The 22,029-nt window shown below is 46.7% G+C and carries 19 protein-coding genes, 1 tRNA gene and 1 riboswitch; of the genes, 8 read left to right on the top strand and 12 right to left on the bottom strand.

Annotation, left to right across the window (positions count from 1 at the left end):
• The first annotated feature begins 40 nt into the window (after nucleotides 1–40).
• Together KIO97_RS01185 and ggt are read left to right on the top strand one after the other, a co-directional pair.
• Nucleotides 41–700 (top strand): LysE family translocator, encoded by a 660-nt coding sequence (locus KIO97_RS01185; protein WP_285380578.1) that lies wholly within the window; start codon nucleotides 41–43, stop codon nucleotides 698–700.
• 111 nt (nucleotides 701–811) lie between these two features.
• Entirely contained in the window at nucleotides 812–2,578 is a 1,767-nt protein-coding gene (gene ggt, locus KIO97_RS01180) for a gamma-glutamyltransferase (protein WP_285380577.1), read from the top strand.
• A gap of 818 nt (nucleotides 2,579–3,396) precedes the next feature.
• Here the strand turns inward: ggt and uvrD are convergent.
• A complete protein-coding gene (gene uvrD, locus KIO97_RS01175) occupies nucleotides 3,397–5,571 on the bottom strand; it encodes a DNA helicase II (protein WP_017188017.1) in 2,175 nt (724 codons plus the stop codon).
• A 279-nt stretch (nucleotides 5,572–5,850) separates the two neighbouring features.
• Between uvrD and KIO97_RS01170 the strand changes: the two genes are divergently transcribed.
• The 4 genes from KIO97_RS01170 (at nucleotide 5,851) to KIO97_RS01155 (ending at nucleotide 8,291) form a co-directional block, all read left to right on the top strand.
• A complete protein-coding gene (locus tag KIO97_RS01170; RefSeq protein WP_005536405.1) occupies nucleotides 5,851–6,111 on the top strand; it encodes a DUF2282 domain-containing protein in 261 nt (86 codons plus the stop codon).
• Between the two features lie 86 nt (nucleotides 6,112–6,197).
• The gene (locus KIO97_RS01165; protein WP_285380574.1) at nucleotides 6,198–7,070 is read left to right on the top strand and encodes a DUF692 domain-containing protein; all 873 of its coding nucleotides are present in this window, start codon (nucleotides 6,198–6,200) and stop codon (nucleotides 7,068–7,070) included.
• A complete protein-coding gene (locus KIO97_RS01160; RefSeq protein ID WP_077200103.1) occupies nucleotides 7,067–7,825 on the top strand; it encodes a DNA-binding domain-containing protein in 759 nt (252 codons plus the stop codon). Before KIO97_RS01165 ends, KIO97_RS01160 begins: the two co-directional genes overlap by 4 nt.
• 10 nt (nucleotides 7,826–7,835) lie before the next feature.
• A complete protein-coding gene (locus KIO97_RS01155) occupies nucleotides 7,836–8,291 on the top strand; it encodes a DoxX family protein (protein WP_009705200.1) in 456 nt (151 codons plus the stop codon).
• A 31-nt stretch (nucleotides 8,292–8,322) separates the two neighbouring features.
• Here KIO97_RS01155 and KIO97_RS01150 read toward each other — a convergent pair whose 3' ends face one another.
• Nucleotides 8,323–8,604 carry a hypothetical protein gene (locus KIO97_RS01150; RefSeq protein ID WP_005430323.1) on the bottom strand — a complete coding sequence of 94 codons (282 nt, stop codon included), beginning with the start codon at nucleotides 8,602–8,604 and terminating at the stop codon, nucleotides 8,323–8,325.
• Nucleotides 8,605–8,695: 91 nt separating this feature from the next.
• The gene (locus KIO97_RS01145) at nucleotides 8,696–9,889 is read right to left on the bottom strand and encodes a multidrug effflux MFS transporter (protein WP_201780475.1); all 1,194 of its coding nucleotides are present in this window, start codon (nucleotides 9,887–9,889) and stop codon (nucleotides 8,696–8,698) included.
• A gap of 107 nt (nucleotides 9,890–9,996) precedes the next feature.
• Between KIO97_RS01145 and KIO97_RS01140 the strand changes: the two genes are divergently transcribed.
• Together KIO97_RS01140 and KIO97_RS01135 are read left to right on the top strand one after the other, a co-directional pair.
• Entirely contained in the window at nucleotides 9,997–10,938 is a 942-nt protein-coding gene (locus KIO97_RS01140) for a LysR substrate-binding domain-containing protein (protein ID WP_285380587.1), read from the top strand.
• Nucleotides 10,939–11,141: 203 nt separating this feature from the next.
• Complete coding sequence (locus tag KIO97_RS01135; protein WP_285380569.1) at nucleotides 11,142–12,932, top strand: aminopeptidase P family protein; 1,791 nt, start codon at nucleotides 11,142–11,144, stop codon at nucleotides 12,930–12,932.
• Nucleotides 12,933–13,060: 128 nt separating this feature from the next.
• Here the strand turns inward: KIO97_RS01135 and thiH are convergent, their stop codons facing one another.
• The 9 genes from thiH to KIO97_RS01090 form a co-directional block, all read right to left on the bottom strand.
• A complete protein-coding gene (gene thiH / locus KIO97_RS01130) occupies nucleotides 13,061–14,188 on the bottom strand; it encodes a 2-iminoacetate synthase ThiH (RefSeq protein WP_285380567.1) in 1,128 nt (375 codons plus the stop codon).
• A gap of 34 nt (nucleotides 14,189–14,222) precedes the next feature.
• Nucleotides 14,223–14,990, bottom strand: coding sequence for a thiazole synthase (locus KIO97_RS01125; RefSeq protein WP_005397059.1), 768 nt, complete (start codon nucleotides 14,988–14,990; stop codon nucleotides 14,223–14,225).
• 5 nt (nucleotides 14,991–14,995) lie between these two features.
• Nucleotides 14,996–15,250 carry a sulfur carrier protein ThiS gene (thiS, locus tag KIO97_RS01120; protein WP_005378804.1) on the bottom strand — a complete coding sequence of 85 codons (255 nt, stop codon included), beginning with the start codon at nucleotides 15,248–15,250 and terminating at the stop codon, nucleotides 14,996–14,998.
• Between the two features lie 38 nt (nucleotides 15,251–15,288).
• On the bottom strand, nucleotides 15,289–16,062 hold the full coding sequence (locus KIO97_RS01115) for a HesA/MoeB/ThiF family protein (protein WP_285380565.1): 774 nt from the start codon (nucleotides 16,060–16,062) through the stop codon (nucleotides 15,289–15,291).
• Complete coding sequence (locus tag KIO97_RS01110; RefSeq protein WP_285380563.1) at nucleotides 16,049–17,464, bottom strand: thiamine phosphate synthase; 1,416 nt, start codon at nucleotides 17,462–17,464, stop codon at nucleotides 16,049–16,051. The genes KIO97_RS01115 and KIO97_RS01110 overlap by 14 nt, the downstream gene beginning before the upstream one ends.
• On the bottom strand, nucleotides 17,464–19,404 hold the full coding sequence (gene thiC / locus KIO97_RS01105; protein WP_285380562.1) for a phosphomethylpyrimidine synthase ThiC: 1,941 nt from the start codon (nucleotides 19,402–19,404) through the stop codon (nucleotides 17,464–17,466). Before thiC ends, KIO97_RS01110 begins: the two co-directional genes overlap by 1 nt.
• A gap of 165 nt (nucleotides 19,405–19,569) precedes the next feature.
• Nucleotides 19,570–19,668, bottom strand: a riboswitch (TPP riboswitch).
• Nucleotides 19,669–19,729: 61 nt separating this feature from the next.
• Nucleotides 19,730–20,113 (bottom strand): fluoride efflux transporter CrcB, encoded by a 384-nt coding sequence (crcB, locus tag KIO97_RS01100; RefSeq protein ID WP_005430379.1) that lies wholly within the window; start codon nucleotides 20,111–20,113, stop codon nucleotides 19,730–19,732.
• Nucleotides 20,114–20,236: 123 nt separating this feature from the next.
• On the bottom strand, nucleotides 20,237–21,619 hold the full coding sequence (locus tag KIO97_RS01095; RefSeq protein WP_285380560.1) for a multicopper oxidase family protein: 1,383 nt from the start codon (nucleotides 21,617–21,619) through the stop codon (nucleotides 20,237–20,239).
• Nucleotides 21,620–21,917: 298 nt separating this feature from the next.
• Nucleotides 21,918–21,994: transfer RNA gene (locus KIO97_RS01090), tRNA-Asp, on the bottom strand.
• Nucleotides 21,995–22,029 lie beyond the last annotated feature (35 nt).

Below are 22,029 nucleotides of genomic sequence, written 5' to 3'. Positions count from 1 at the left end.
GATACGACAATAGCCACATTGGTTATATTTGAGATGTATTATGAATGAATCCACTATATTGCTGACATTGGCCAGCATCCACTTTATTGCCCTAATGAGCCCAGGCCCAGACTTTGCGCTCGTGATACAAAATGCAGCGCGCCACGGGCGCCAAACTGGTTTGTACATCGCATTGGGTTTATCTGCCGGCATTTTACTGCACTCTTTGTTCAGCCTGACAGGCGTGAGTTATATCGTCCACCAGCACCCAGTGTTGTACTCCGTGGTACAACTGCTCGGTGGTAGTTACCTTCTCTATTTAGGTATTGGGGCATTGCGCGCCGTGATCTCAATGATCAAAAACCCATTGGCGGATCAACCTAAGAAGCAAAATAACCTAGTGATCAGCAACAAACGTCAGGCATTTGCTAAAGGGTTCGCGACCAACATTCTTAACCCGAAAGCCTTGGTTTTCTTTATCAGTTTAATGTCGAGCTTAGTCCCTGCCGGCATGTCAGTGACTGGTAAAGGCATGGCTCTGATGATTCTGTTTGGTTTATCGCTGCTTTGGTTCTCTAGTCTCGCGTGGATGCTGTCGACACAGCGCCTTCAACGTAAATTGCAACAAGCAGGCATCTACATCGACGGTCTGTGTGGCGTGGTATTTACTCTCGTGGGCAGCAGTATTTTGTACCAAACCATCAGCACTTTTATCGGATAAAGTACTGATTTAAAAGCGTAGCACAATCGACATTTCTATGATTGCTGACTCGACGTGACTCTTCATGACTGCCAAGCTGGAAACACAAAACTGGCAACATGGAGAGTCATCATGCATTGGACGTTCAACCGACTCGTGACCACGGGTCTTTTTCTTACTTCCCCACTCGTTTTATCTACCTCAGCCTTTGCTAACCAAGCAGCAGATGCCGTTGCACCGGAGCACAGTACTGGCTTCGAGCAAAAGCAATTGGTCAAAGCCAAAGACTATATGGTCACCGCAGCCAACCCACTTGCCACCCAAGCTGGTGCGGATGTTCTTGCACAAGGTGGTAATGCTATTGATGCCATGGTTGCCGTGCAACTGATGCTGGGCTTGGTAGAACCGCAATCTTCTGGCATTGGTGGCGGTGCCTTCTTAGTGTATTGGGACAGTGAGAAGCAAAAACTGACCACGTATGATGGACGCGAGACCGCACCACTCGCCGCAACACCGAAACTCTTCCTGGATGACAAAGGACAACCACTGCAATTTTACGATGCGGTTGTCGGTGGGCGCTCCGTTGCCACTCCTGGCACTGTGAAACTACTGTGGGACACACACCAAAAATACGGCAAGTTGGAATGGAAGAAGATCATCCAACCTGTGATTACCTTGGCTGAGCAAGGTTTCGAAGTCAGTCCTCGTCTCGCGAGTCTGATTGAGAAAGATGCCAAGCGCCTATCACGCTTCCCTGCGACTAAGGCTTACTTCTTTAATCCAGATGGCTCACCAAAAGCCGAAGGCACATTATTGAAGAACCCTGAATACGCGCAAACTCTGACGGCAATTGCAGAGCAAGGGGCAAAAGCTTTCTATCAAGGCGATATCGCCACAGACATCATCAAGACCGTACAAAATGCACCGGGCAATCCTGGCGTATTGGCACAACCTGACTTTGATGCTTTCCAAATCAAGCAACGTGAACCAGTTTGTGCGGCTTACCAAAGCTATGATATTTGCGGCATGGGACCACCAAGCTCTGGCGCATTGACGGTTGGACAGATTCTCGCGATCACCGAGCAATACGATCTTAAAGGTTGGGGAGCCGAAAGCGCGAAATCATGGCAAGTGATCGCCGACGCGTCTCGCCTTGCGTTCGCGGATCGCGGTAAATACATGGCTGACCAAGATTATGTGCCAATGCCAACCGAAGGCTTGCTTGATAAAGACTATCTAAAACAGCGTGCTGAGCTGATTCAAGTCGGAAAGGCCCTGAATAAGGTTGAAGCCGGCAATCCTCCGTGGTCGCACGCGATGAACTTAAGCATGGACCAATCGATCGAGCTGCCTTCCACCAGCCATTTCAATATCGTCGATAAGCAAGGCAATGTGGTTTCAATGACAACGACCATTGAGAACGCCTTTGGCTCACGCTTGATGGTGCGCGGCTTCTTGCTCAACAACGAACTGACCGATTTCTCCTTCCGCACTCACCAAGATGGTGTGCCAATCGCGAACCGCTTAGAGCCGGGTAAACGCCCACGCTCATCCATGGCACCAACCATTATGATGAAGGACGATAAACCCTACATGGCAATTGGCTCACCGGGTGGCAGCCGCATCATTGGTTACGTTGCACAAGCCATTATCGCCCACACGCAATGGGATATGGACATCCAAAGCGCGATTAATCAGCCGCGATTACTGAACCGTTTTGGTACCTTAGATATTGAGCAAGGTACTGCGGCAGAAAGCTTACAACCTACGTTGGAGAAAATGGGCTTTAAGACAGATGTTCGTGATTTGAACTCTGGACTGCATGCTATACGTATAACTGAACGAGGCCTAGAAGGTGCGGCCGATCCAAGGCGTGAAGGGGCCGCTATCGGACATTAAGCGCATTTAGCTCGACCCCTTGTGCGAGATCTCTCACAAAGGGTTGAGCAAACCTCTCTTTTTTAATGGCAAAACTGCGCACAAAAACACATAAGATATTGATTTAAAAGACTATGTATCTTTTTTAAACGCTAAGAGAGTAAAAAAATGTGAGATTTGTCCGTTGTTGGAAACCGTTAAACACGTAATATTAAACCTGTCGGAAGGATGCTGACACGGAACAGGAAACACCACGGACTTGGTGAACTTCAGGAAGAAGAAACGGTTATTCAGGATGAATAGTCGGGCATGGATTGCAAAATTGGACATTGAACGGAATCAATAGTGACTAGGATGGTTGCTACTAAGGACGGGAAATGGACACCTCTGGACGAGGCAAGGATTTGAACATCAGGATGATGTCAGGGACACCGCTCAGGGAACAAGTGATGAGAGCTAACGAGGATGGTTAGCAGACCAGGATAAGGTCATTAAGGACACCGCTAGGAAGGCGACGTAAGGATTAAGCTGACGGATTCAGCACACTATCATGGATTAGATGCATGGAGCACTCTTAGTAGCCGGATTGCTGCGAGTAAGACTATAACCCCGATGGGCGCAAGCCCTCGGGGTTTTTCTTTGCCTAACATTTTTCTCAGCTGCTCTGCTGAAAATAGACATTCCCCCACAACGCCCACCTTTCACTTCAAACGGTATAGTTAAATCGCGCTTTCGCACTCCATTTATCATTCCATTTTTACTGCATTAGCGACATACAAACAGCACAAACAAAAAGAGCCGCCGAAGCAGCTCTTAAGTTGATGAGTTTTGTTAAGGCCTTACAGTTTCTCTAGTCGTGCGTAAGCAGTCACCAACCATTTGATGCCCTCACCATTAAAGGCAATCTGTACGCGGCTCTGTGGACCACTGCCTTCGAAGTTGATGATGGTGCCTTCACCAAACTTTGGATGCATCACACGAGAACCTAGAGTAAAGCCGGTTTCATTAAAGCTCTCTTTCACCGCCGTTTGGCTAAATCGACCGCTGCTTGCAGGACGGCTAACTTGCGCCTTCATGCGTACTTCGTCCAAACAAGTTTCTGGCAGTTCACGGATAAAGCGAGACGGTTTATGGTACTTATCCTGACCGTACAAACGGCGCATTTCAGCATAAGTGATGTACAGTTTCTGCATCGCACGGGTCATGCCTACGTAACACAGACGACGTTCTTCTTCTAAACGCCCCGCTTCTTCTGCCGACATTTGGCTTGGGAACATGCCTTCTTCCACACCGACCATAAATACCAGTGGGAACTCTAGACCTTTCGCACTGTGCAATGTCATGAGCTGAACCGCATCTTCAAACTCATCCGCTTGTCCTTCACCCGCTTCTAATGCAGCGTGGGTTAGAAACGCCGTCAGCAGTGACATGTCTTCAGCTTCTTCTGGTTTCTCGAATTGGCGAGTTGCGGTCACCAATTCCTCCAAGTTCTCAATACGCGCCTTAGACTTTTCGCCCTTCTCTTGTTCGTACATCGCGAACAAGCCCGAATATTTAATCACATGGTCAGTTTGGTGATGCAGCGGCATCTCGATGGTGTCGTCTTCTAGTGCCGTAACAAGCTCGATAAAACGGCTCAGAGCACCAGCAGCACGACCTGCAAGTACCTTCTCATCCAACATAGCGACACTCGCTTCCCACATGGTGCAACCACGGTCACGAGCCGCAAAACGGATGGTTTCAAGCGTCTTATCACCCAAACCACGTGTTGGCGTATTCACTACACGTTCAAACGCCGCATCATCATTACGGTTGGCAATCAAACGCATGTAGCTCAAGGCATCTTTGATTTCCTGACGTTCGAAGAATCGCATGCCACCGTAGATACGGTAAGGCAAACCAGCTTGGATTAATGCTTCTTCCAGAACACGCGACTGGGCGTTGTTGCGATAAAGCATTGCAGCGTCGTTCAGAGCCCCGCCCTTGTCTTGCCACTCTTTGATTTTGTTTACCGCAAAACGGGCTTCATCCAATTCGTTGTAAGCGCTGTAAACCGAGATAGGCTCACCGACAACGCCATCAGTCCAAAGCTCTTTACCCATACGCTCGGTATTATTCGCGATCAGGGCGTTGGACGCTTCCAGAATGGTCTTGGTTGAACGGTAGTTTTGCTCAAGACGAATGGTATTCACGCTTGGGAATTCCAGCGTAAACTTCTCAATGTTCTCGACTTTTGCACCACGCCAGCCGTAAATCGACTGATCGTCATCACCTACGATCATCACGTGACACTCAGGTCCCGCCATCATACGTAGCCAAGCATATTGAATGTTGTTGGTATCTTGGAACTCGTCCACCAAGATATGCTTAAAGCGTGCTTGGTAGTGTTCACGGACGAACTTGTTATCACGCAGTAGCTCATGTGCGCGCAGCAAGATTTCCGCAAAATCGACTAAACCAGCACGATCACACGCTTCTTGGTAAGCGGTGTACAACTGCAGATATGTCTTGGTCACTGGATCGTGGTACGCATCAATGTGCGACGGGCGCAGACCTTCGTCTTTCTTGCCGTTAATCCACCATGCCACTTGGCGTGCTGGCCACTGCTTCTCATCGAGGTTTTGCGCTTTAATCAAACGCTTTAGTAGACGCTGTTGGTCGTCACTGTCGATGATTTGGAAATCTTCCGGTAGCTTGGCATCAAGATAGTGCGCACGCAGAATACGGTGACAAATGCCGTGGAAAGTACCATTCCACATACCGCCTGCACTGCCCATCATTAGCTCTTCGATACGTCCACGCATCTCTGCCGCCGCCTTATTGGTAAAGGTTACCGACATGATTGAGAACGGAGAAGCCTGCTCTACCGACATCAACCAAGCGATACGGTGAACAAGAACGCGCGTCTTACCACTCCCTGCACCAGCAAGGACGAGCAAGTTTTCTAGAGGTGCTGCAACGGCTTCACGTTGTTTGTCGTTCAAACCGTCGAGTAATAGAGATGGATCCATCATGATGAGAGCTACTGGTTATTTATACATAAAAATAGATTATAACCTAAACAACCAGTTCAGATTAGACAAAATTTCATAAAAAAATCGTTGCATTTTCACTCTAAACATCAAGGGCTTATATAAATTCTACCTTTCAAATCTATTGATTTCGAAAATATTTATGAAAGTTTTTTAGTCCGTTTCCTATCTTTTAAATTAAGCAAGCTGATAACAAAACGCCAAAACAGGCGGTTCACCTTGCCAACTTAAAGTAAAGGAAATCATTCAGAGGAATTTATTATGAAAAAGTCGAATCTAGCTGTTACTGCTGCTGTTACTGGTCTTCTAGCACTTGGCGGCACAATGCTAACCGCGGCTCCAGCTGTGGCTGCTGAGAAAGAAAAGTGCTACGGCGTTTCTAAAGCAGGTAAAAACGACTGTGCAACGAAAAGCAGCTCATGTGCCGGTACTTCTAAAGAAGATAACCAAAAAGACGCATTCGTAGTCGTACCAAAAGGTCTGTGTGACAAACTAACAGGCGGTAGCACTTCTTCTTCGTAATCTTTCATGGCTAACTGATGCGAGGGTGCGTTGACGCTCAACCAGCGCATCCTTCTCTTCCCGCCCGCTTTGAAAAGGAGTTTCACGTGAAACACCACACCTTCCACGACCTTGTTGGAGTTGGATTAAGAACCCCTCACCTCGATTACTTTAGCCAAAACAAACCCGAGTTATCTTGGTTAGAAATCCACAGTGAAAACTATTTTCAACCCAACGCTGCAGAGCGCAATCAACTACAAGCATTACGCGAGCGGTATCAAATTAGCTGTCACGGCATTGGTCTGTCACTAGGTTCGGTGGAACGTGTGAATAAAAAGCACCTTGCTCAACTTAAAGCGCTGATTGACTCAATCGACCCGATTCTTGTTTCTGACCATTTGAGTTGGAGTGAAAACGGCGGTCACTACTTTAATGATCTGCTTCCACTCCCGTATACGGAAGAAGCGCTCAAAGTGTTCACTCGTAACGTGAATGAAGTGCAGGATTATTTGCAACGCGAGATCTTGATAGAGAACCCATCTAGTTATGTGAAGTTTCAACATTCGACCATCAGCGAATGGGAGTTTCTTACCGAAGTGCAAAAGCGCACTGACTGTCGTTTATTGCTCGATTTAAACAATGTTTATGTTTCGGCATTCAACCACGGTTTTGATTGCGACACATACCTAGATGCGATTCCAGCTGACAAAGTGGATGAGATTCACTTGGCAGGTTTTACCATCAAACAACTCGACAAAGGTGAGATATGGATTGATACCCATAGCCGCCCAGTTAGTGATGAAGTTTGGCAACTGTTCGCACAGTGGACCAAAAAACACGGTCCACGCCATGCGCTGATTGAATGGGACTTGGATATCCCCGCGCCAGAAGTTTTGCTCGGAGAAGCGCAGAAAGCATCGCAACTGTTATTACAGGGCACACTCCCAAGTGAACAAAGCGAACCAAGGAAGGCATCATGAATCTAGCCACCTTACAAAGCCAGTTTGCTAAAGCCCTACACTATCAAGCACTCGGTGAAGATTGCGATATTGCCAGTGATGAGTTTACCGCTGATGAACGCATGCAGATTTACCGCAATAACTTTATCGTCAGCTTAAGCGAGGTGTTATCCGCGACCTACCCGATGGTTGAAGCGCTGCTTGGTAAAGAATGCTTTGAACAGATGGCTCGCCAGCATGTTCTCACTTATCCATTAGAAGAAGGAAATGTGGCCCATTATGGCGAAGGTTTTCAAGACACCATCATGCAGTTCAGTCAGGTGATCGCACAAGCACCATACAGCCCTGAAGTCGCTCGCTTCGAGTGGCATATCGACCTTGCTCGTCAAGCGCAGTATGAACAATCCAATGCAGCAGAATTAAAACCGCTTGCGGCACTTGGCGAAGTGAGTGAAGAGCAACAACCCGCTTTGATTTTGCACCTTAAAAAAGGCTGCCGCAGCTTTGACTCTAGCTACGCCGTATTTGATTTGTTTGGCGCGATTCAAACTGGGCAATTCGAACAACTTAATATCAACCAATTACAGCAAGGTGTCATCTCGATTCAAGCCAATGGAGAAGCCTTGTGTCACGCACTCGATGCCAATGTGTTCCAACTACTGCAATGTTTAGAGCAGCAGCTAAGTTTAAGCGAAATACCTGAAGTTTTACTCGCTCATCTCAATAGCATCATGGCACTCGATCTCGTTGACGGCTTTACATTGAAATCAATCTAAGGAGCACTCTATGACGGATACGGTTAAGAACTTAGTGAATCGGTACGACGATTTAATCAGTACCCTACAAGCTGGCTTTGTCCCTTTACTACTTCTCTTTTGTCGCTTGTGGGTTGCATGGGTGTTCTTCAATTCAGGGCTAATCAAAATCTCGTCTTGGGATAGCACACTGTATTTATTTGAGCTGGAGTACCAAGTGCCAATACTACCGTGGGAGTTGGCAGCTTACTTAGGTACGGCTGCAGAATTGGTTCTACCTGTGTTCTTGGCACTCGGATTGATTACCCGCCCGATGGCTGCGATTCTGTTTGTGTTCAACATCATCGCTGTAGTCTCTTACCCACTGCTGTGGGAGAAAGGTTTCTATGATCACCAACTTTGGGGATTGATGATTCTTGTAGTGATTGTATGGGGACCAGGACCATTGTCCCTCGACCACATACTGAAGAAGAAAATCACTCACTAAAAAAATCCCCGCATGAAGCGGGGATTTTTTATTATTTGTTTAAGTAAGCCATTAGCTCTTCAGCTGAGATACCTTGCTGAGCAAGGTCTTTTGCCATCTGCTCAACCTGCTCACCTTTGCGTGACTCAATCACTTGCTGAAATTGATACACAAGGTCACGTAAAACTGGCACAGGAACTTGTTTTGCCGCGCTACGAATACGCTCAGAGCTTTGGTTGCCTAATTCATTTAGCAACTTACCAAACATCACCTTTTCTGGTGACTCTTCCATTTGCTCTAGGATACGAGCCATTTCATACGTGGTTAACGACATTACTTTATGAGTTCCGTTATGGTGTCGAGAAAAGTTTGAACGACAAATATACACGCGTTAAGTACATTGGAAAATACTAAATTGTCGAGTTTTATGCATTCACCAATTTTGCATGCCAGCTCTTACCTGCTTTACTAAACAGAATCACCAACGCTGGAAGCAGTACCCACATATGAATCGCGATCAGGGTTTGTGGTTCAAGTGATAGTCGTTGCAGCGTACCCACCAACAAACCAGAGCCACTCATCTGGAACAGACCAAGTAGTGCTGCCGCGGTTCCCGCCTTATCACCAAATGGTTCTAGTGCTTTACCTGCTGCCGCACCAAGAATCCAAGCAAAGCCAACCGATGAGATAAAGATTGGCAACATGAAAGCCAACGCCGTATTGTGCTCTTTCATTACCATCATGATCACGCCAGCAATTGCTAACAAGCTGATACCAACCACAAGCGAGTTGTGTGTGCCCCAGCGATCCATAAACTTAGGCGCTAGCATACATGCCGCAATATTAAATACCGCGTTAAGGCCAAACCAGAAGGTGAATTCGTTCATCGACAAACCCATACCTGTCATCAAGACGCCTGGAGCAGAAGTCACGTAAGCAAGAATCACGGCCATCGCCATCAAGCACAATGATGCATGGAAAATGAATGACGGTGTACTTAGTACCGACCAATAGCGGCTTAGCTTAAACACGGCTTGCTTTTCAGTTGCCGGGTTAGTTTCCTTCATGCCGAAGAACATCATCGAGCCTGCAATCACAGCGAAGCCCGCCATAAAGCTGAAGTTTGCGCGCCAATCAAATTGTTGGGTTAACCAGCTACCAAGAATCGGGGCTAGTGCCGGAATAAAGCAGATCGCACCGTTAAGATAGCTGATCATTTTGCCGCTTTTTTCCGGGCCAAAGATATCGCGAACTGTTGCAAAGGCTGCTACAGATGTTGCACATGCACCTAAGCCTTGTAGCAAGCGAGCCGCCAACATCCACTCAATATTTTGAGCACTCCACGCCAATAAAGCGCTCAATGCGTAGATGGTGATGCCTCCCAATGCAACAGTTCGACGTCCGAGTTTATCTGCCAGGGGACCAGCGAATAGCTGACCAACACCCATAGCAAATAGGAACCAAGTGATGGTGTCTTGTGCCAATGCATTTTCTACCTGAAAAGTGGACGCGATAAGAGGTAAAGCAGGTAGATAGATATCAATCGCAAGCGGACTGAACAGAACTAACATGGTCAACAGCGCCATCTGTTTTTTGCTATTTGTAATATGGCTAGACACAAAACACTCCAAATTGAACAAGAACTTTTGAGCAAAGCTTAATCATCTGATGATATGAATGGAAATGATGTATACTCATGACCATTATTCCAATGGGGAAAATCACTGTGAACGTAGAGAAACTGGCACGCATCGACCTCAATTTGCTGGTCTGTTTTAAAGTGCTGATTGAAGAGTTGAATGTCACCCGAGCCGCTCACCGACTGTGCTTGAGCCAGTCCGCCGTGAGTAAGTCTTTGGCTAAATTACGTACCCAATTTGATGATCCCCTATTCACTCGAAACTCACACGGATTGACGCCAACACCGCGTGCATTGTTCCTTAAACCGAAACTGGATCTGTTGATAAACCAACTTGAGGTGCTGACTCAACCCGAAGAGTTCTCACCACAGAGCAGTGAGTACCGTTTTCAAATCGCAGCGGTAGAGAGTGTCTACCCGCTCATTCTGCCTCACTTCTTGCCAGCGATTTTCCAACAAGCGCCAGGCGTGACCATCAGTACCCACTCTTGGTCGGAGCAAACCTTCAAGATGATTCAGCGCGGTGAAATCGATTTAGGCATGACGGGTCGAGATATCGACATCAACGATGCTAAGCTGACTATGCTGCCACCAGATGACATTTGTGAGCAGGAAATCTATCGTGACCACCAAATGTGTATCGTACGTAAAGACCACCCGGCTTTGCGTGGTAATTGGAATTTGGAAGCTTATCTAGCCCTGCGCCATGTTCAGGTACGTTGTGATGGCAACGACCGTTGGCTGCTCGACTATCGTTTAGCCGACATTGGTCGCGAACGTGACATCGCAGTCACCGTACCGGACTTTAACAGTGCCGCCAGTTTGTGTTCTTACACTGATTTTGTGTTTACCGCGCCAAGCCACTTTGTGAAGCTGGCAGCCAGACAACACGACATGGCATTACTGCCGCTGCCACTCGAATTCCCGCCAATGGCTTACACTTTGTTCTGGCACCGAGACAGAGAAAATGACCCAGCTTTAACTTGGCTACGTACCATGATCACGCAAAAAACCGATCATCTTAGATAAAAATCCCGGACGCGATTTGCGCTCTTACGGTAAAATGAGTAGCTTAACCGTCGATAGTCCTTTTTGGCTCATCTATGGCCTGTTGTACTCCGACTCTATTGAAGTGATTGCGAACCTCAATGGAATCGTAAACTGCATGAAGCAGATGGAAACAGCTCCCACACCTGAGCATGAAGGAGCGGTAATTTGAAGGAATAACACAGATGCACAACGATACCCAAAGCCGCGTGAATGCAATTCGCGAATGGCTAGCACAACATAATATTGATGCCCTACTTGTCCCTCATGAAGACGAGTACTTGGGCGAATACGTACCAGCGCACAACGAGCGTTTACATTGGCTAACTGGTTTTACCGGTTCTGCCGGTGCTGCGGTAATCACCAAAGACAAAGCCGCTATCTTTGTTGATGGTCGCTACACGGTACAAGTCACTAAGCAGGTTCCTGCTGATCTATTCGAATACCGTCACCTGATTGAAGAGCCTGCACTAGATTGGATTAAAGACCATCTTGCAAATGGCGCCTCTGTGGCAATCGACCCTCGTATGCACAACTCTGCTTGGTTAGACATGGCACAAGCAAAACTTGCAGGTGCACTTGAGCTTAAGATTCTCGACAGCAACCCAATTGATGAGCTGTGGCACGACCGCCCTGCTCCTGTAGTTTCTGATGTTCGTCTAATGGCAACAGAAGCAGTTGGCCAATCAAGTGAAAGCAAACGCCAAGAAATCGCAGAGCTCGTGAAAAAAGCCGGCGCAGATAGCGCAGTGATAACAGCACTTGATTCTATCTGTTGGTTGCTCAACGTTCGTGGTCTAGATGTATCACGCCTACCAGTTCTGCTTTCTCACGCGATTCTACACTCAGATTCAAGCGTGGAATACTTCCTAGATCCAGCTCGCCTACCTGCTGACTTTGGCGCTCACGTAGGTGCGGACGTAACAGTTCATCACCCAGAAGCATTGCAAGCACGACTAGAAACCCTAACTGGCAAGAATGTACTGGTTGACCCTGCGACAAGTAACGCGTGGTTTAAGTTGGTTCTACAAAATGCAGGCGCATCTGTGGTGAGTAAAGCTGACCCATGCCTAATGCCAAAAGCAGCGAAGAATGCAGTTGAAATCGCAGGCATGAAAGCATGCCATATCCGTGATGGCGTGGCGATGAGTAAGTTCCTATCTTGGTTAGATGCAGAAGTCGTTGCAGGTAATCTGCATGATGAAGCGACGCTGGCAGACAAACTGGAAGCGTTCCGTAGCGAAGACCCAACACTTATGGATCTTAGCTTCGATACTATTTCGGCAGCAGGTGGCAATGCAGCAATGTGTCACTACAACCACGAGAACCAACCTGAACCTGGCAAGCTAGAGCTGAACACACTTTACCTAGTGGATTCAGGCGGTCAGTACCTAGATGGCACGACAGACATCACGCGTACTATTGCGATCGGTCAGCCTTCACAAGAGATGATTAAACAATTCACTCTCGCGCTAAAAGGTCACATCGGTGTTGCTCGTGCACGCTTCCCGAAAGGCACACGTGGCTACCAAATCGATACGCTAGCTCGTCAGCACCTGTGGGCGGAAGGCTATGATTACGATCACGGTACTGGTCACGGTGTTGGTCACTTCCTAAGTGTTCATGAAGGTCCAGCGAGCATTTCGAAGAAGCAAATCGACGTGCCTCTAACAAAAGGTATGGTGTTGTCCAACGAGCCCGGTTATTACCGTGCAGATGCGTTTGGTATCCGTATTGAAAACCTAGAGCTTGTTGTTGAAACACCAACTAACGGTGACTTCCCTGTTCTGTCATTTGAGTCGCTAACACGCTGTCCAATCGACAGGCGCAATATCAACGTTGATATGCTAACTCGCCCAGAACTTGCTTGGCTGAATGACTACCATCAGAAAGTATGGGATGAGATCAGCCCGCTGGTTGAAGGTGATGTGAAAGAGTGGCTTCGTCAAGCAACGCTGCCTGTAGCACACAGTTAGAAGCTAGAAGCTAGAAGCTAGAAGCTAGAAGCTAGAAAAAAGTAGAGGGTTGATGTTTTGCATCAACCCTCTTTTTTTGCCTATGTTTCACGTGAAACATAACGATGACCAGTGGCTTTCTTTGCTACTTAACCAGAATACGCTGAGTGCCAATCTCGCCATACTGGGTCAAAGCCTTTGGCTCGAATCATATCTTCCACAGAACCCGCACTTCGCTCATCACTGATCTCAAACTGCTCGAGTTCAACATCATCCATCGCATACCCACCCGGCTGAGTTTTCGATGCGGCAGACATACTGGTAATGCCTAAAGGCAATGCGTTATCTCTAAACTTAGGTGATTCACGAGTCGATAGTGACAACTCAACTTCTGGGTTCAACAAACGATAAGCGCAAATCAACTGAACAAGCTGCTTATCCGTCATGACTGATTTGGGTTGCTTTCCGTTTAAAGAACTGGCCCCCTCACAAGGACGTAAACGTGGGAAAGAAATCGAGTAGCGGGTTTGCCAATACGTACGCTCAAGATAGTCCAAGTGCGCTGCCACATAAAAGCAATCTGTTCGCCATTCTTCTAACCCTATCAATGCGCCAATACCGATCTTATCGATGCCCGCTTTTGCAAGACGATCGGGTGTATCCAATCGGTATTCGAAATCCATCTTATTGCCACGTAAATGCTGTTCGGCATAAGTCGAAGGATGATACGTTTCTTGATAGACCATCACCGCATCCAAACCCAATGTCTTAAGCTCGGCGTATTCGTCTTGATCTAGCGGCTGTACTTCCATCGCTAAATAGTTAAAGCGTTGCTTAATCACCGGCACCATTTCGCGGAAGTATTTCATGCCCACTTTGGTTTCGTGTTCGCCAGTCACCAGCAATACGCTATCGAACTTCATGCGTTTAATGGCTTCAACTTCTGCAGCCACTTCGTCTCTATTCAAGGTACGACGCTTGATTCTGTTCTCCATCGAGAAGCCACAATAAGTACAAGCATTGGCGCACAAGTTGGAGAGATACAACGGAATATAAAGCGACATGGTATTGCCAAAACGCTTGCGAGTTGCCGAGTATGACAACTGCGCCATTTGCTCTAAGTATGCTTCAGCCGCAGGTGAAATTAGCGCTTTAAAGTCTTCCAAATCACGTTTGGGTTTATTCAATGCTCGCTCGACATCTTGTGCGGTTTTCGCGTAGATCGACATCGAAATGTCGTCCCAATTCAGCTGCTTAAATTGTTCAACGAAGCTCATTTTTTCCTCGCTTAATAGCTAAACCAATCTAGGACTAAAGCTCATCTAGGAATGACGTCAGTGGACTCGACGCAACCGCATGAGAAACCTTACCAGCAAGTCCGGCTTCATAAGCCATACGCCCCGACTCTACCGCCAACTTAAATGCCTTCGCCATCGCAACGGGATCGCTCGAAGCTGCAATCGCGGTATTAACGAGAACGGCATCCGCGCCCATTTCCATCGCACGCGCGGCATGTGAAGGAGCACCGATACCCGCATCGACAACCACAGGAACATTAGCTTGGTCGATGATGATCTCTAGGAAATCGTGGGAAACTATCCCTTTGTTAGAACCGATCGGAGCACCTAATGGCATGACCGCAGCACAGCCTACTTCTTCCAATCGTTTACACAGAACTGGGTCAGCATGACAATAAGGAAGCACAATGAAGCCTTCACGAACCAGTTGTTCAGCGGCCGCAAGTGTCTCGATTGGATCGGGCATCAAGTACTTCGGGTCTGGGTGAATCTCCAATTTTAGCCAGTTTGTACCTAACGCTTCTCTCGCCAATTGTGCTGCAAACACAGCATCTTTAGCATTCTTTGCACCTGAGGTATTCGGCAATAAGTTCACGCCCGCTTGTACTAGCGGCAGCAAAATATCGTCTTGTTGGTCGTTCACATCCACACGCTTCAACGCCATGGTCGCAAGTTGAGAACCCGATACTTGAATCGCTTCTGCCATTAATCGGCTGTTGGCAAACTTCCCTGTTCCCGTGAACAGTCTTGATTCGAATTGTTTATCACCAATTTTAAGCATCGACTTTAACCCCCTGCGATCGCTTGAAACAAAGAGATGCTATCTCCCTGTGAAAGAACTGTGCTAGCCCACTCACTGCGCGGCACAACATTGTTATTAATTGCAAAAACACAGCCCATTTCAGGCAGCGCAAATTGACTAATTATTTGCTGTAGATTCGACTCACTGGCAACTTGATGTGACTGGTCATTGATGACAATAGTGATCACATCTAAGTCAGCAGCGGTCATTTGTGTTGTTTGTTGTTCTGATAACGTCATTGCTTCCAACTCTCTTAATTCTGCCCATTACTCGTAAGCTAAATCTGAGCACACACTTGGCACTGTTTGTCTTTGCTTATCGCCATGGTTTGCCATTGCAGCTTCAATCCATCGAACAGGTGTAACTTGGCAGTCTCGACATGAAACTTTCCCGTCGCCAGTTTTTGAATTGCCGCTATCGCTTGGTAGTTGCCAAGTGTCCCCACCACCGGACCGACGACACCGCTCTCACTGCATTTTTGCGTTTGTGGTAATTCATCGAACGGATACAAACAGCGGTAACACGCTTTACTCTGCGCTTCTTGTTCACTTGGTGTTTGGTAATCAAAGACAGCGAATTGCCCTTGCCAACCAATTGCTGCCGCAGAGATGAGCGGCGTATTTTGTTCGCAACAAACTTGGTTAATTAGCTGGCGTGTTGGCATGTTGTCGGTGCAATCCAACACCACATCCGCCAACATCACCTCAAGCTTCAGCTGTGCTTTGTCTAATCGCTTATTGAGAGCACGAATTTGAACCATAGAATTAAGGTCTGTCAGTTGCTTTACAGTTGCTTTTGTTTTCGCAACTTGGAGGTCTTGTTCACGATAAATGATCTGACGTTGTAGATTACTGCTATCAACTTCATCGTCATCAACCACAACCAATTTACCAACGCCCGCTGACGCCAAGTACAAACTCGCTGCGCTCCCCAATCCGCCACAACCGATGATCAGCACATGCGATTTGCTCAAACGCTCTTGCCCAACTTCGGCAATTTCAGGCAGAGCGACTTGGCGTTGATAGCGAAGGAACTGCTTATCCGTGAGCATGCTCGCCTCTCTTGGTATCCACCAACTCTCTATTCTGATCAGTAAACGTTAGCTGTCTTTCCTTCATCAGTTGTGCGAAGCACTCGATGACGGACTGAGGTGATTCTGCCAACGTAATAGCACGCACTACTGCTAAGCTAGAAACACCTGTTTGCCAAACTTGGTCAGCATTAGATTGGTCAATGCCACCAATCGCGACCGTCGGAAAGCCAAGCACATTGCCAGTCACAGTTTTGTCTTTCGAAGGACGGAAAGCCGACGCTGTGTTTCCGTAAGGAATGCTATCAATCAGCTTTTGATACAGTGCCAAGCGCACCAAACCTTGTGGTTTCGATGACATCTGTTTTGTGGTGGTTGGGAAAATATGCCCTAGCGCGATGTAGCTAGGATGAATTTGTACGATGCGCAGTAGTTCGTAATAACCATGAGTAGAAAGACCAAGACGAATACCGGCTTTAGTTAGCTGAGCCAAATTCGATTCTTCTATGTCTTCTTGTCCTAGGTGAACGCCATAAGCGCCATGCTTGATTGCCAACTGCCAATAGTCATTGATGAACACTTGTGCTTGATACTGACGACCTAGCTCAATTGCTCGAATGATCTGTCGTTCTAAATCGGCTTGTTGTGGGTTCTTGATTCGCAGTTGAATAGTGTTGATGCCTAGTGGCAATAGACGTTCAATCCAAGCAACATCATCAACGACTGGATAGAGCCCTAAACTTTGCTTAGTCAGAGTTGGAAAGCTAACGCTCTCGCCTTGTGCAGACCAACCAACTTGAATACCTAGTCGGTTATCCTCCAGTACAGGTGCGGGGAAATCATCAAATTGGTCAGCCCACTGAGTAGTTTGCCCTCCGTCGAAGTTGTCATTCAACAGTGTTTCACGTGAAACATTCGCTTGTTGAGTTAGCATTCCTCGAGCAAGTGTTAACGCATCTTCGATAGGAAAATCGAGGACTGTCAGCGTTACAATCCAAGCAAGGTGATGTTCGGGATCGAACATAGCGTTGAATTTGGACTTAACGGAAAGCGCTCTCACTTCGTTGTTAATGGGGTGACGCCAGATATCAAACTGAAGCACTTTCTCTTTTTCATCGGATACCTGCGTATCAGCAATGCCAATATAAATCGCTTTCGACGGTTGCTTAGCACACGCCTCTACCGATAAAGCAGAGCGGTAGTAGAGCACAAATGAACTCTCATGCTCGGAGTCATAACCATCAATAAGATCTGTCGTTATGCGTGTGGTCTGTTGGTTGCGAACAAGCTGAATAGATTGAGTTGGGCTCACACCCAACTCAATGTCTTCGATGCTAAAACCCTGTTCTTTCGCCAACAACAAACATTGCTGAACTAAACCTGTCAGTTCAATCAATGATGACGGAATAAGGATTTTGCTCATTAGTCACTTACCTCGGCATGTGCTGCTGGGTGGTATAACTCTGAACCTGTGTCTCTAAACTCTTGCGATTTCTGACGCATCCCCTCAAGAGGATCATCAAGCATTTTGATTGAGATAGCTTGGTCCGCAGCAACTTGCTCAGTATCTTTCGCGTATTCTCGTACCTCTTGCGAAATCTTCATCGAGCAGAACTTTGGTCCACACATCGAACAGAAGTGAGCAACTTTTCCAGACTCTTGAGGCAAGGTTTCATCATGGAAAGCACGAGCGGTATCTGGGTCGAGCGACAAGTTAAATTGGTCTTCCCAGCGGAACTCGAAGCGAGCTTTAGAAAGTGCGTTATCACGAACTTGAGCACCAGGGTGTCCCTTTGCCAAATCAGCGGCGTGCGCAGCAAGCTTGTAAGTGATCATACCTACCTTTACATCTTCTTTGTTCGGTAAGCCAAGGTGTTCTTTAGGAGTTACATAACAAAGCATCGCACAGCCATACCAACCAATCATCGCAGCGCCAATACCTGAAGTAATATGGTCATAACCAGGAGCAACGTCTGTAGTCAGTGGACCAAGGGTGTAGAAAGGAGCTTCATGGCAGTGCTCTAACTGCTCTTCCATGTTCTCTTTGATCATATGCATTGGGACATGACCAGGACCTTCGATAATCACCTGTACGTCGTATTCCCACGCAATCTTGGTTAACTCACCAAGGGTACGAAGCTCTGCAAATTGCGCTTCATCGTTAGCATCTGCAACCGAACCAGGACGCAGACCATCACCGAGAGATAGTGCGACATCGTACTTAGCACAGATTTCACAGATCTCTCGGAAGTGGGTATATAAGAAGCTTTCTTGGTGATGCGCTAAACACCATTTCGCGATGATAGAACCACCACGAGAAACGATGCCAGTAACGCGTTTTGCTGTCATTGGCACATAGCGAAGTAGTAAACCGGCATGAATAGTGAAGTAGTCAACGCCCTGCTCTGCTTGCTCAATCAGAGTATCGCGCATCACTTCCCAGTTAAGGTTTTCCGCCACACCATTCACTTTCTCAAGCGCTTGGTACATAGGTACAGTACCGATCGGAACCGGACTATTACGCAGAATCCACTCGCGAGTTTCGTGAATGTTACGCCCAGTAGAGAGATCCATAACGGTATCTCCACCCCAGCGCGTCGCCCACACTAGTTTCTCTACTTCTTCTTCAATCGAAGAAGTAACCGATGAGTTACCGATGTTGGCGTTCACTTTGACCAAAAAGTTACGTCCAATGATCATTGGTTCGGATTCTGGGTGGTTGATATTAGAAGGGATAATCGCGCGACCTTCGGCGACTTCTTTACGCACAAACTCGGCGGTAATGTCTTTAGGAAGATTCGCTCCGAAGCTTTGACCCGGATGTTGTTGATTCAGCACTTCATCGCGGTATTGAGCACGCCCCATATTTTCACGCAGAGCAATGTATTCCATTTCTGGGGTGATTATACCTTGGCGAGCATAGTGCAATTGAGTCACGCATTGCCCATCTTTGGCACGTCGAATACGTGGTAGATTTCCGTAACGAAGATCGTCTAGCGTTTCATCTTCTAGGCGCTCTTTGGTGTATACCGAGCTTACTTCATCGAGTAGTTCAGTATCGGCACGCTCTTCAATCCACCCTTCTCTCAGTTTAGGTAAGCCATTGTAAAGGTCTATGGTGTGATTTGGGTCTGTGTATACACCCGAGGTATCGTAAACGCGTACTGGCTCATTAGGCTCGAAAATAGGCGCTTCTTTTGTGCCTCCAATAAGGCTATCAGCGAGTGATATTTCACGCATTGGCACACGAATATCGGGACGTGAACCCTCTACGTAGACTTTGCTTGAATTTGGGTACGGTTGTACCGAGAGTGTATCAATGAACTGTTTTGCTTCCAGTCTCGCTTGCTTGCGACTCGACATAGCATTTTTCCTTGCTTTGTTATGCTTAGATAAAAAGTATTGGGATAAAAATGCTTGGCGGATAGATGCGACAAGAGGAATCGAATTAAAGACAAGTCGGGCGAGTGCTCTTCGTCTATAACAACATTCGACTATTTGATAGGTCAACCAGATAGAACTCTGGTGTAGATATCTTCTCTTGTTCCCTTCGCAGATTCTAATCTGATCAGGTTCAACGGATCCCGAATTAACGGTCTCAGCCTTATGGCACTCCGACAAGTGAAATCAGTATATAAAAACGGCTTGGTTAAACCAAGCCGACCTGATGAAGATTTGAGTGTTTTTGCTAGCTACGCATCAATAATTGGAAACCAATCCACGCAGCCGAAATGCTTAACACGACATTCAGCAATACGTTCAATCCCATCTTAAAGAAAGCCCCCTGCTGCATAAGCAACACGTTGTCCATTGAGAAAGTCGAGAACGTAGTTAATGCGCCCAAAAAGCCAAGCCCGATAATTTGACGCCATGGGTCAGTGACCATTAACTCAGTTTCAAACGCAGCAATTAGTAGGCCCATAATAAATGAGCCAACAACGTTAACCGTTAATGTACCGTATGGAAAACCACGACCAAGTAGCATCACACAAAGTTCAGAAATTAAGTAACGAGAACATGCACCAAATGCGCCACCCAATGCAATAAAACCTAAAACGGATAGTTGCCCCATAGTTCCCCCAGAAAAGTTAATGGCGACATTGTAATCAAATTTACGGTAATAGTGATTATACAATCTTAGAATTCAGCAAAGTATAGCGCTTAAAACTTATCAAGATTTAAAAAGTTACAGGAGTCACTTTACTTCGATGTACCCCATCAAACCTGTCTTCATGTGTTCAATCACATGACAATGGTACATCCAACGCCCTGGGTTATCTGCAACAAATGCCGCTTTCGCACTGCCGTTTTTTCCAAGTAAGACCGTATCGGTATGAAACGGCTCATCGAGTTTTTTGCCATCTAATTCAAGAACGGTAAATGTATGTCCATGAAGATGAATAGGATGATGATATTGGGTGACGTTCTTAAGGTTGAAGATATAGGTTTTTCCCACCTCCAATGTTGAAAGCGGCGCAGGAATATTATCTTTACTCATTCCCTCCCAAGCTCGTTTATTCATTAGCCAAAACTTAGGTATCGCTTTGCCCGATTTATCGGCAGGAGTGACTGCCCCCTCCCATTCAAACACATAATCAATTTGTTCCGCATTTTCCAAATCAAGATCTGGCACAGGGTTGAGAGGCAATAAAGGCAGTTTCTGATTACTCGGCAGGTCAGACTCAACAATATCAAACTCACACAAAGGGAATGGGAAGCGTCCTTTCATTTGACGCACATAAACACGTTCTCCAGCCTTCGGAGCAATCAATCCGACATCTAACCTCATTCCCGGACCAATTTTGTGCTGAGTGAGCTTATAAGGCGTTTTAACAGGATTACCATCTATAGCAATAACCCAAGCCTCTGCACCTTCTATGGCGATCGGGTAAGTAATGGTGTTATCGACATTAGCAATTCTTAGTCGCGTTGTTGCATTCTGCTTCAACGCATAAACAGGTTCATGAACACCATTGACGCTACTCCACTCTCCTGGCGTTCCCATGCGTGCACTCAAGCGCGGCACCATTAGATTCTTCCACTCACCTTGTTTGTCTAAATGCCAATGCTTGAGAACGACTTCATGCTCTTCATTAAACTGAACAGGCTCAGCCTCTTCAACGATAATTAGACCAACTAACCCCATACCAAGCTGCTTAACGCTATTCATATGTGGGTGATACCAAAACGTACCCGCATCTGGCGGTGTAAATTCATAAACGAATGTTTCACCCGGCATGATAGGCGGCTGGCTCAAGAAAGGGACACCATCCATTTCAATAGGGATCCGCAAGCCATGCCAGTGGATTGTAGTTGGCTCTGAAAGCTTGTTGGTAAATCGGATAATAACTTTCTCGCCTTGGCGACAACGAATCGTAGGAGCTGGAATCGATCCATTAAACGCGAGTACATCCGTATTAAATCCTGGTACTAATTCAGCAATAGAAGGCTCTGCAGTGATGTCGTATATATGCTGACCTTGTTTGTTAGTGCCCCTATATAGAGAACATGCAGGCAGAACGGTAAGCGCAGAGATCGCTAAGGAAGATTGAAGCAAGCGTCGACGAGATATATCCATGTATTTAGTCACCCATTATTCCAATTGATGTGAGTGTAACTAAATATTAATAATGATTCTCAGTTATCTTTTAAAGATGTGCAGTCATAATGCTTAGATTCAGAGATTACAAATGAAGACCTATATTTAATAGTCACTAACAAGTTAGTAAGCACCCACATACATATAGCAAAAAAGTAAAATAGGTCGGTTTAAGAAGAAGGGAGCTTAATGGTAAATAAGGCTAGAGCGAGTAGGAAATTGAAGGCTCTAGAAACGACGAAAGCCTTGCTATTTCTAGCAAGGCTTTCTAAATAAGTGGCGGAGCGGACGGGACTCGAACCCGCGACCCCCGGCGTGACAGGCCGGTATTCTAACCAACTGAACTACCGCTCCGCACTGGTTAGACCTAAAGTCTAAATTTAAAGCCT

Origin of the sequence: Vibrio sp. B181a, assembly GCF_030248375.1 — a bacterium.
Classification (GTDB): domain Bacteria; phylum Pseudomonadota; class Gammaproteobacteria; order Enterobacterales; family Vibrionaceae; genus Vibrio; species Vibrio campbellii.
The sequence above is the reverse complement of the archived record's forward strand: the minus strand, read 5'-3'. Positions and strand labels throughout refer to the sequence as shown.

Bases quoted from the DNA above. Each gene is read 5' to 3' on its own strand.
- KIO97_RS01115 (WP_285380565.1), bottom strand. From the start codon at position 16,062: ATGCTCACGGATAAGCAGTTCCTTCGCTATCAACGCCAAGTCGCTCTG.
- KIO97_RS01185 (WP_285380578.1), top strand. From the start codon at position 41: ATGAATGAATCCACTATATTGCTGACATTGGCCAGCATCCACTTTATT.
- KIO97_RS01150 (WP_005430323.1), bottom strand. From the start codon at position 8,604: ATGTCGTTAACCACGTATGAAATGGCTCGTATCCTAGAGCAAATGGAA.
- KIO97_RS01125 (WP_005397059.1), bottom strand. From the start codon at position 14,990: ATGCTTAAAATTGGTGATAAACAATTCGAATCAAGACTGTTCACGGGA.
- ggt (WP_285380577.1), top strand. From the start codon at position 812: ATGCATTGGACGTTCAACCGACTCGTGACCACGGGTCTTTTTCTTACT.
- uvrD (WP_017188017.1), bottom strand. From the start codon at position 5,571: ATGATGGATCCATCTCTATTACTCGACGGTTTGAACGACAAACAACGT.
- thiS (WP_005378804.1), bottom strand. From the start codon at position 15,250: ATGACGTTATCAGAACAACAAACAACACAAATGACCGCTGCTGACTTA.
- thiH (WP_285380567.1), bottom strand. From the start codon at position 14,188: ATGAGCTTCGTTGAACAATTTAAGCAGCTGAATTGGGACGACATTTCG.
- KIO97_RS01155 (WP_009705200.1), top strand. From the start codon at position 7,836: ATGACGGATACGGTTAAGAACTTAGTGAATCGGTACGACGATTTAATC.
- KIO97_RS01110 (WP_285380563.1), bottom strand. From the start codon at position 17,464: ATGAGCAAAATCCTTATTCCGTCATCATTGATTGAACTGACAGGTTTA.
- KIO97_RS01170 (WP_005536405.1), top strand. From the start codon at position 5,851: ATGAAAAAGTCGAATCTAGCTGTTACTGCTGCTGTTACTGGTCTTCTA.
- crcB (WP_005430379.1), bottom strand. From the start codon at position 20,113: ATGGGGCAACTATCCGTTTTAGGTTTTATTGCATTGGGTGGCGCATTT.
- KIO97_RS01160 (WP_077200103.1), top strand. From the start codon at position 7,067: ATGAATCTAGCCACCTTACAAAGCCAGTTTGCTAAAGCCCTACACTAT.
- KIO97_RS01095 (WP_285380560.1), bottom strand. From the start codon at position 21,619: ATGGATATATCTCGTCGACGCTTGCTTCAATCTTCCTTAGCGATCTCT.
- thiC (WP_285380562.1), bottom strand. From the start codon at position 19,404: ATGTCGAGTCGCAAGCAAGCGAGACTGGAAGCAAAACAGTTCATTGAT.
- KIO97_RS01135 (WP_285380569.1), top strand. From the start codon at position 11,142: ATGCACAACGATACCCAAAGCCGCGTGAATGCAATTCGCGAATGGCTA.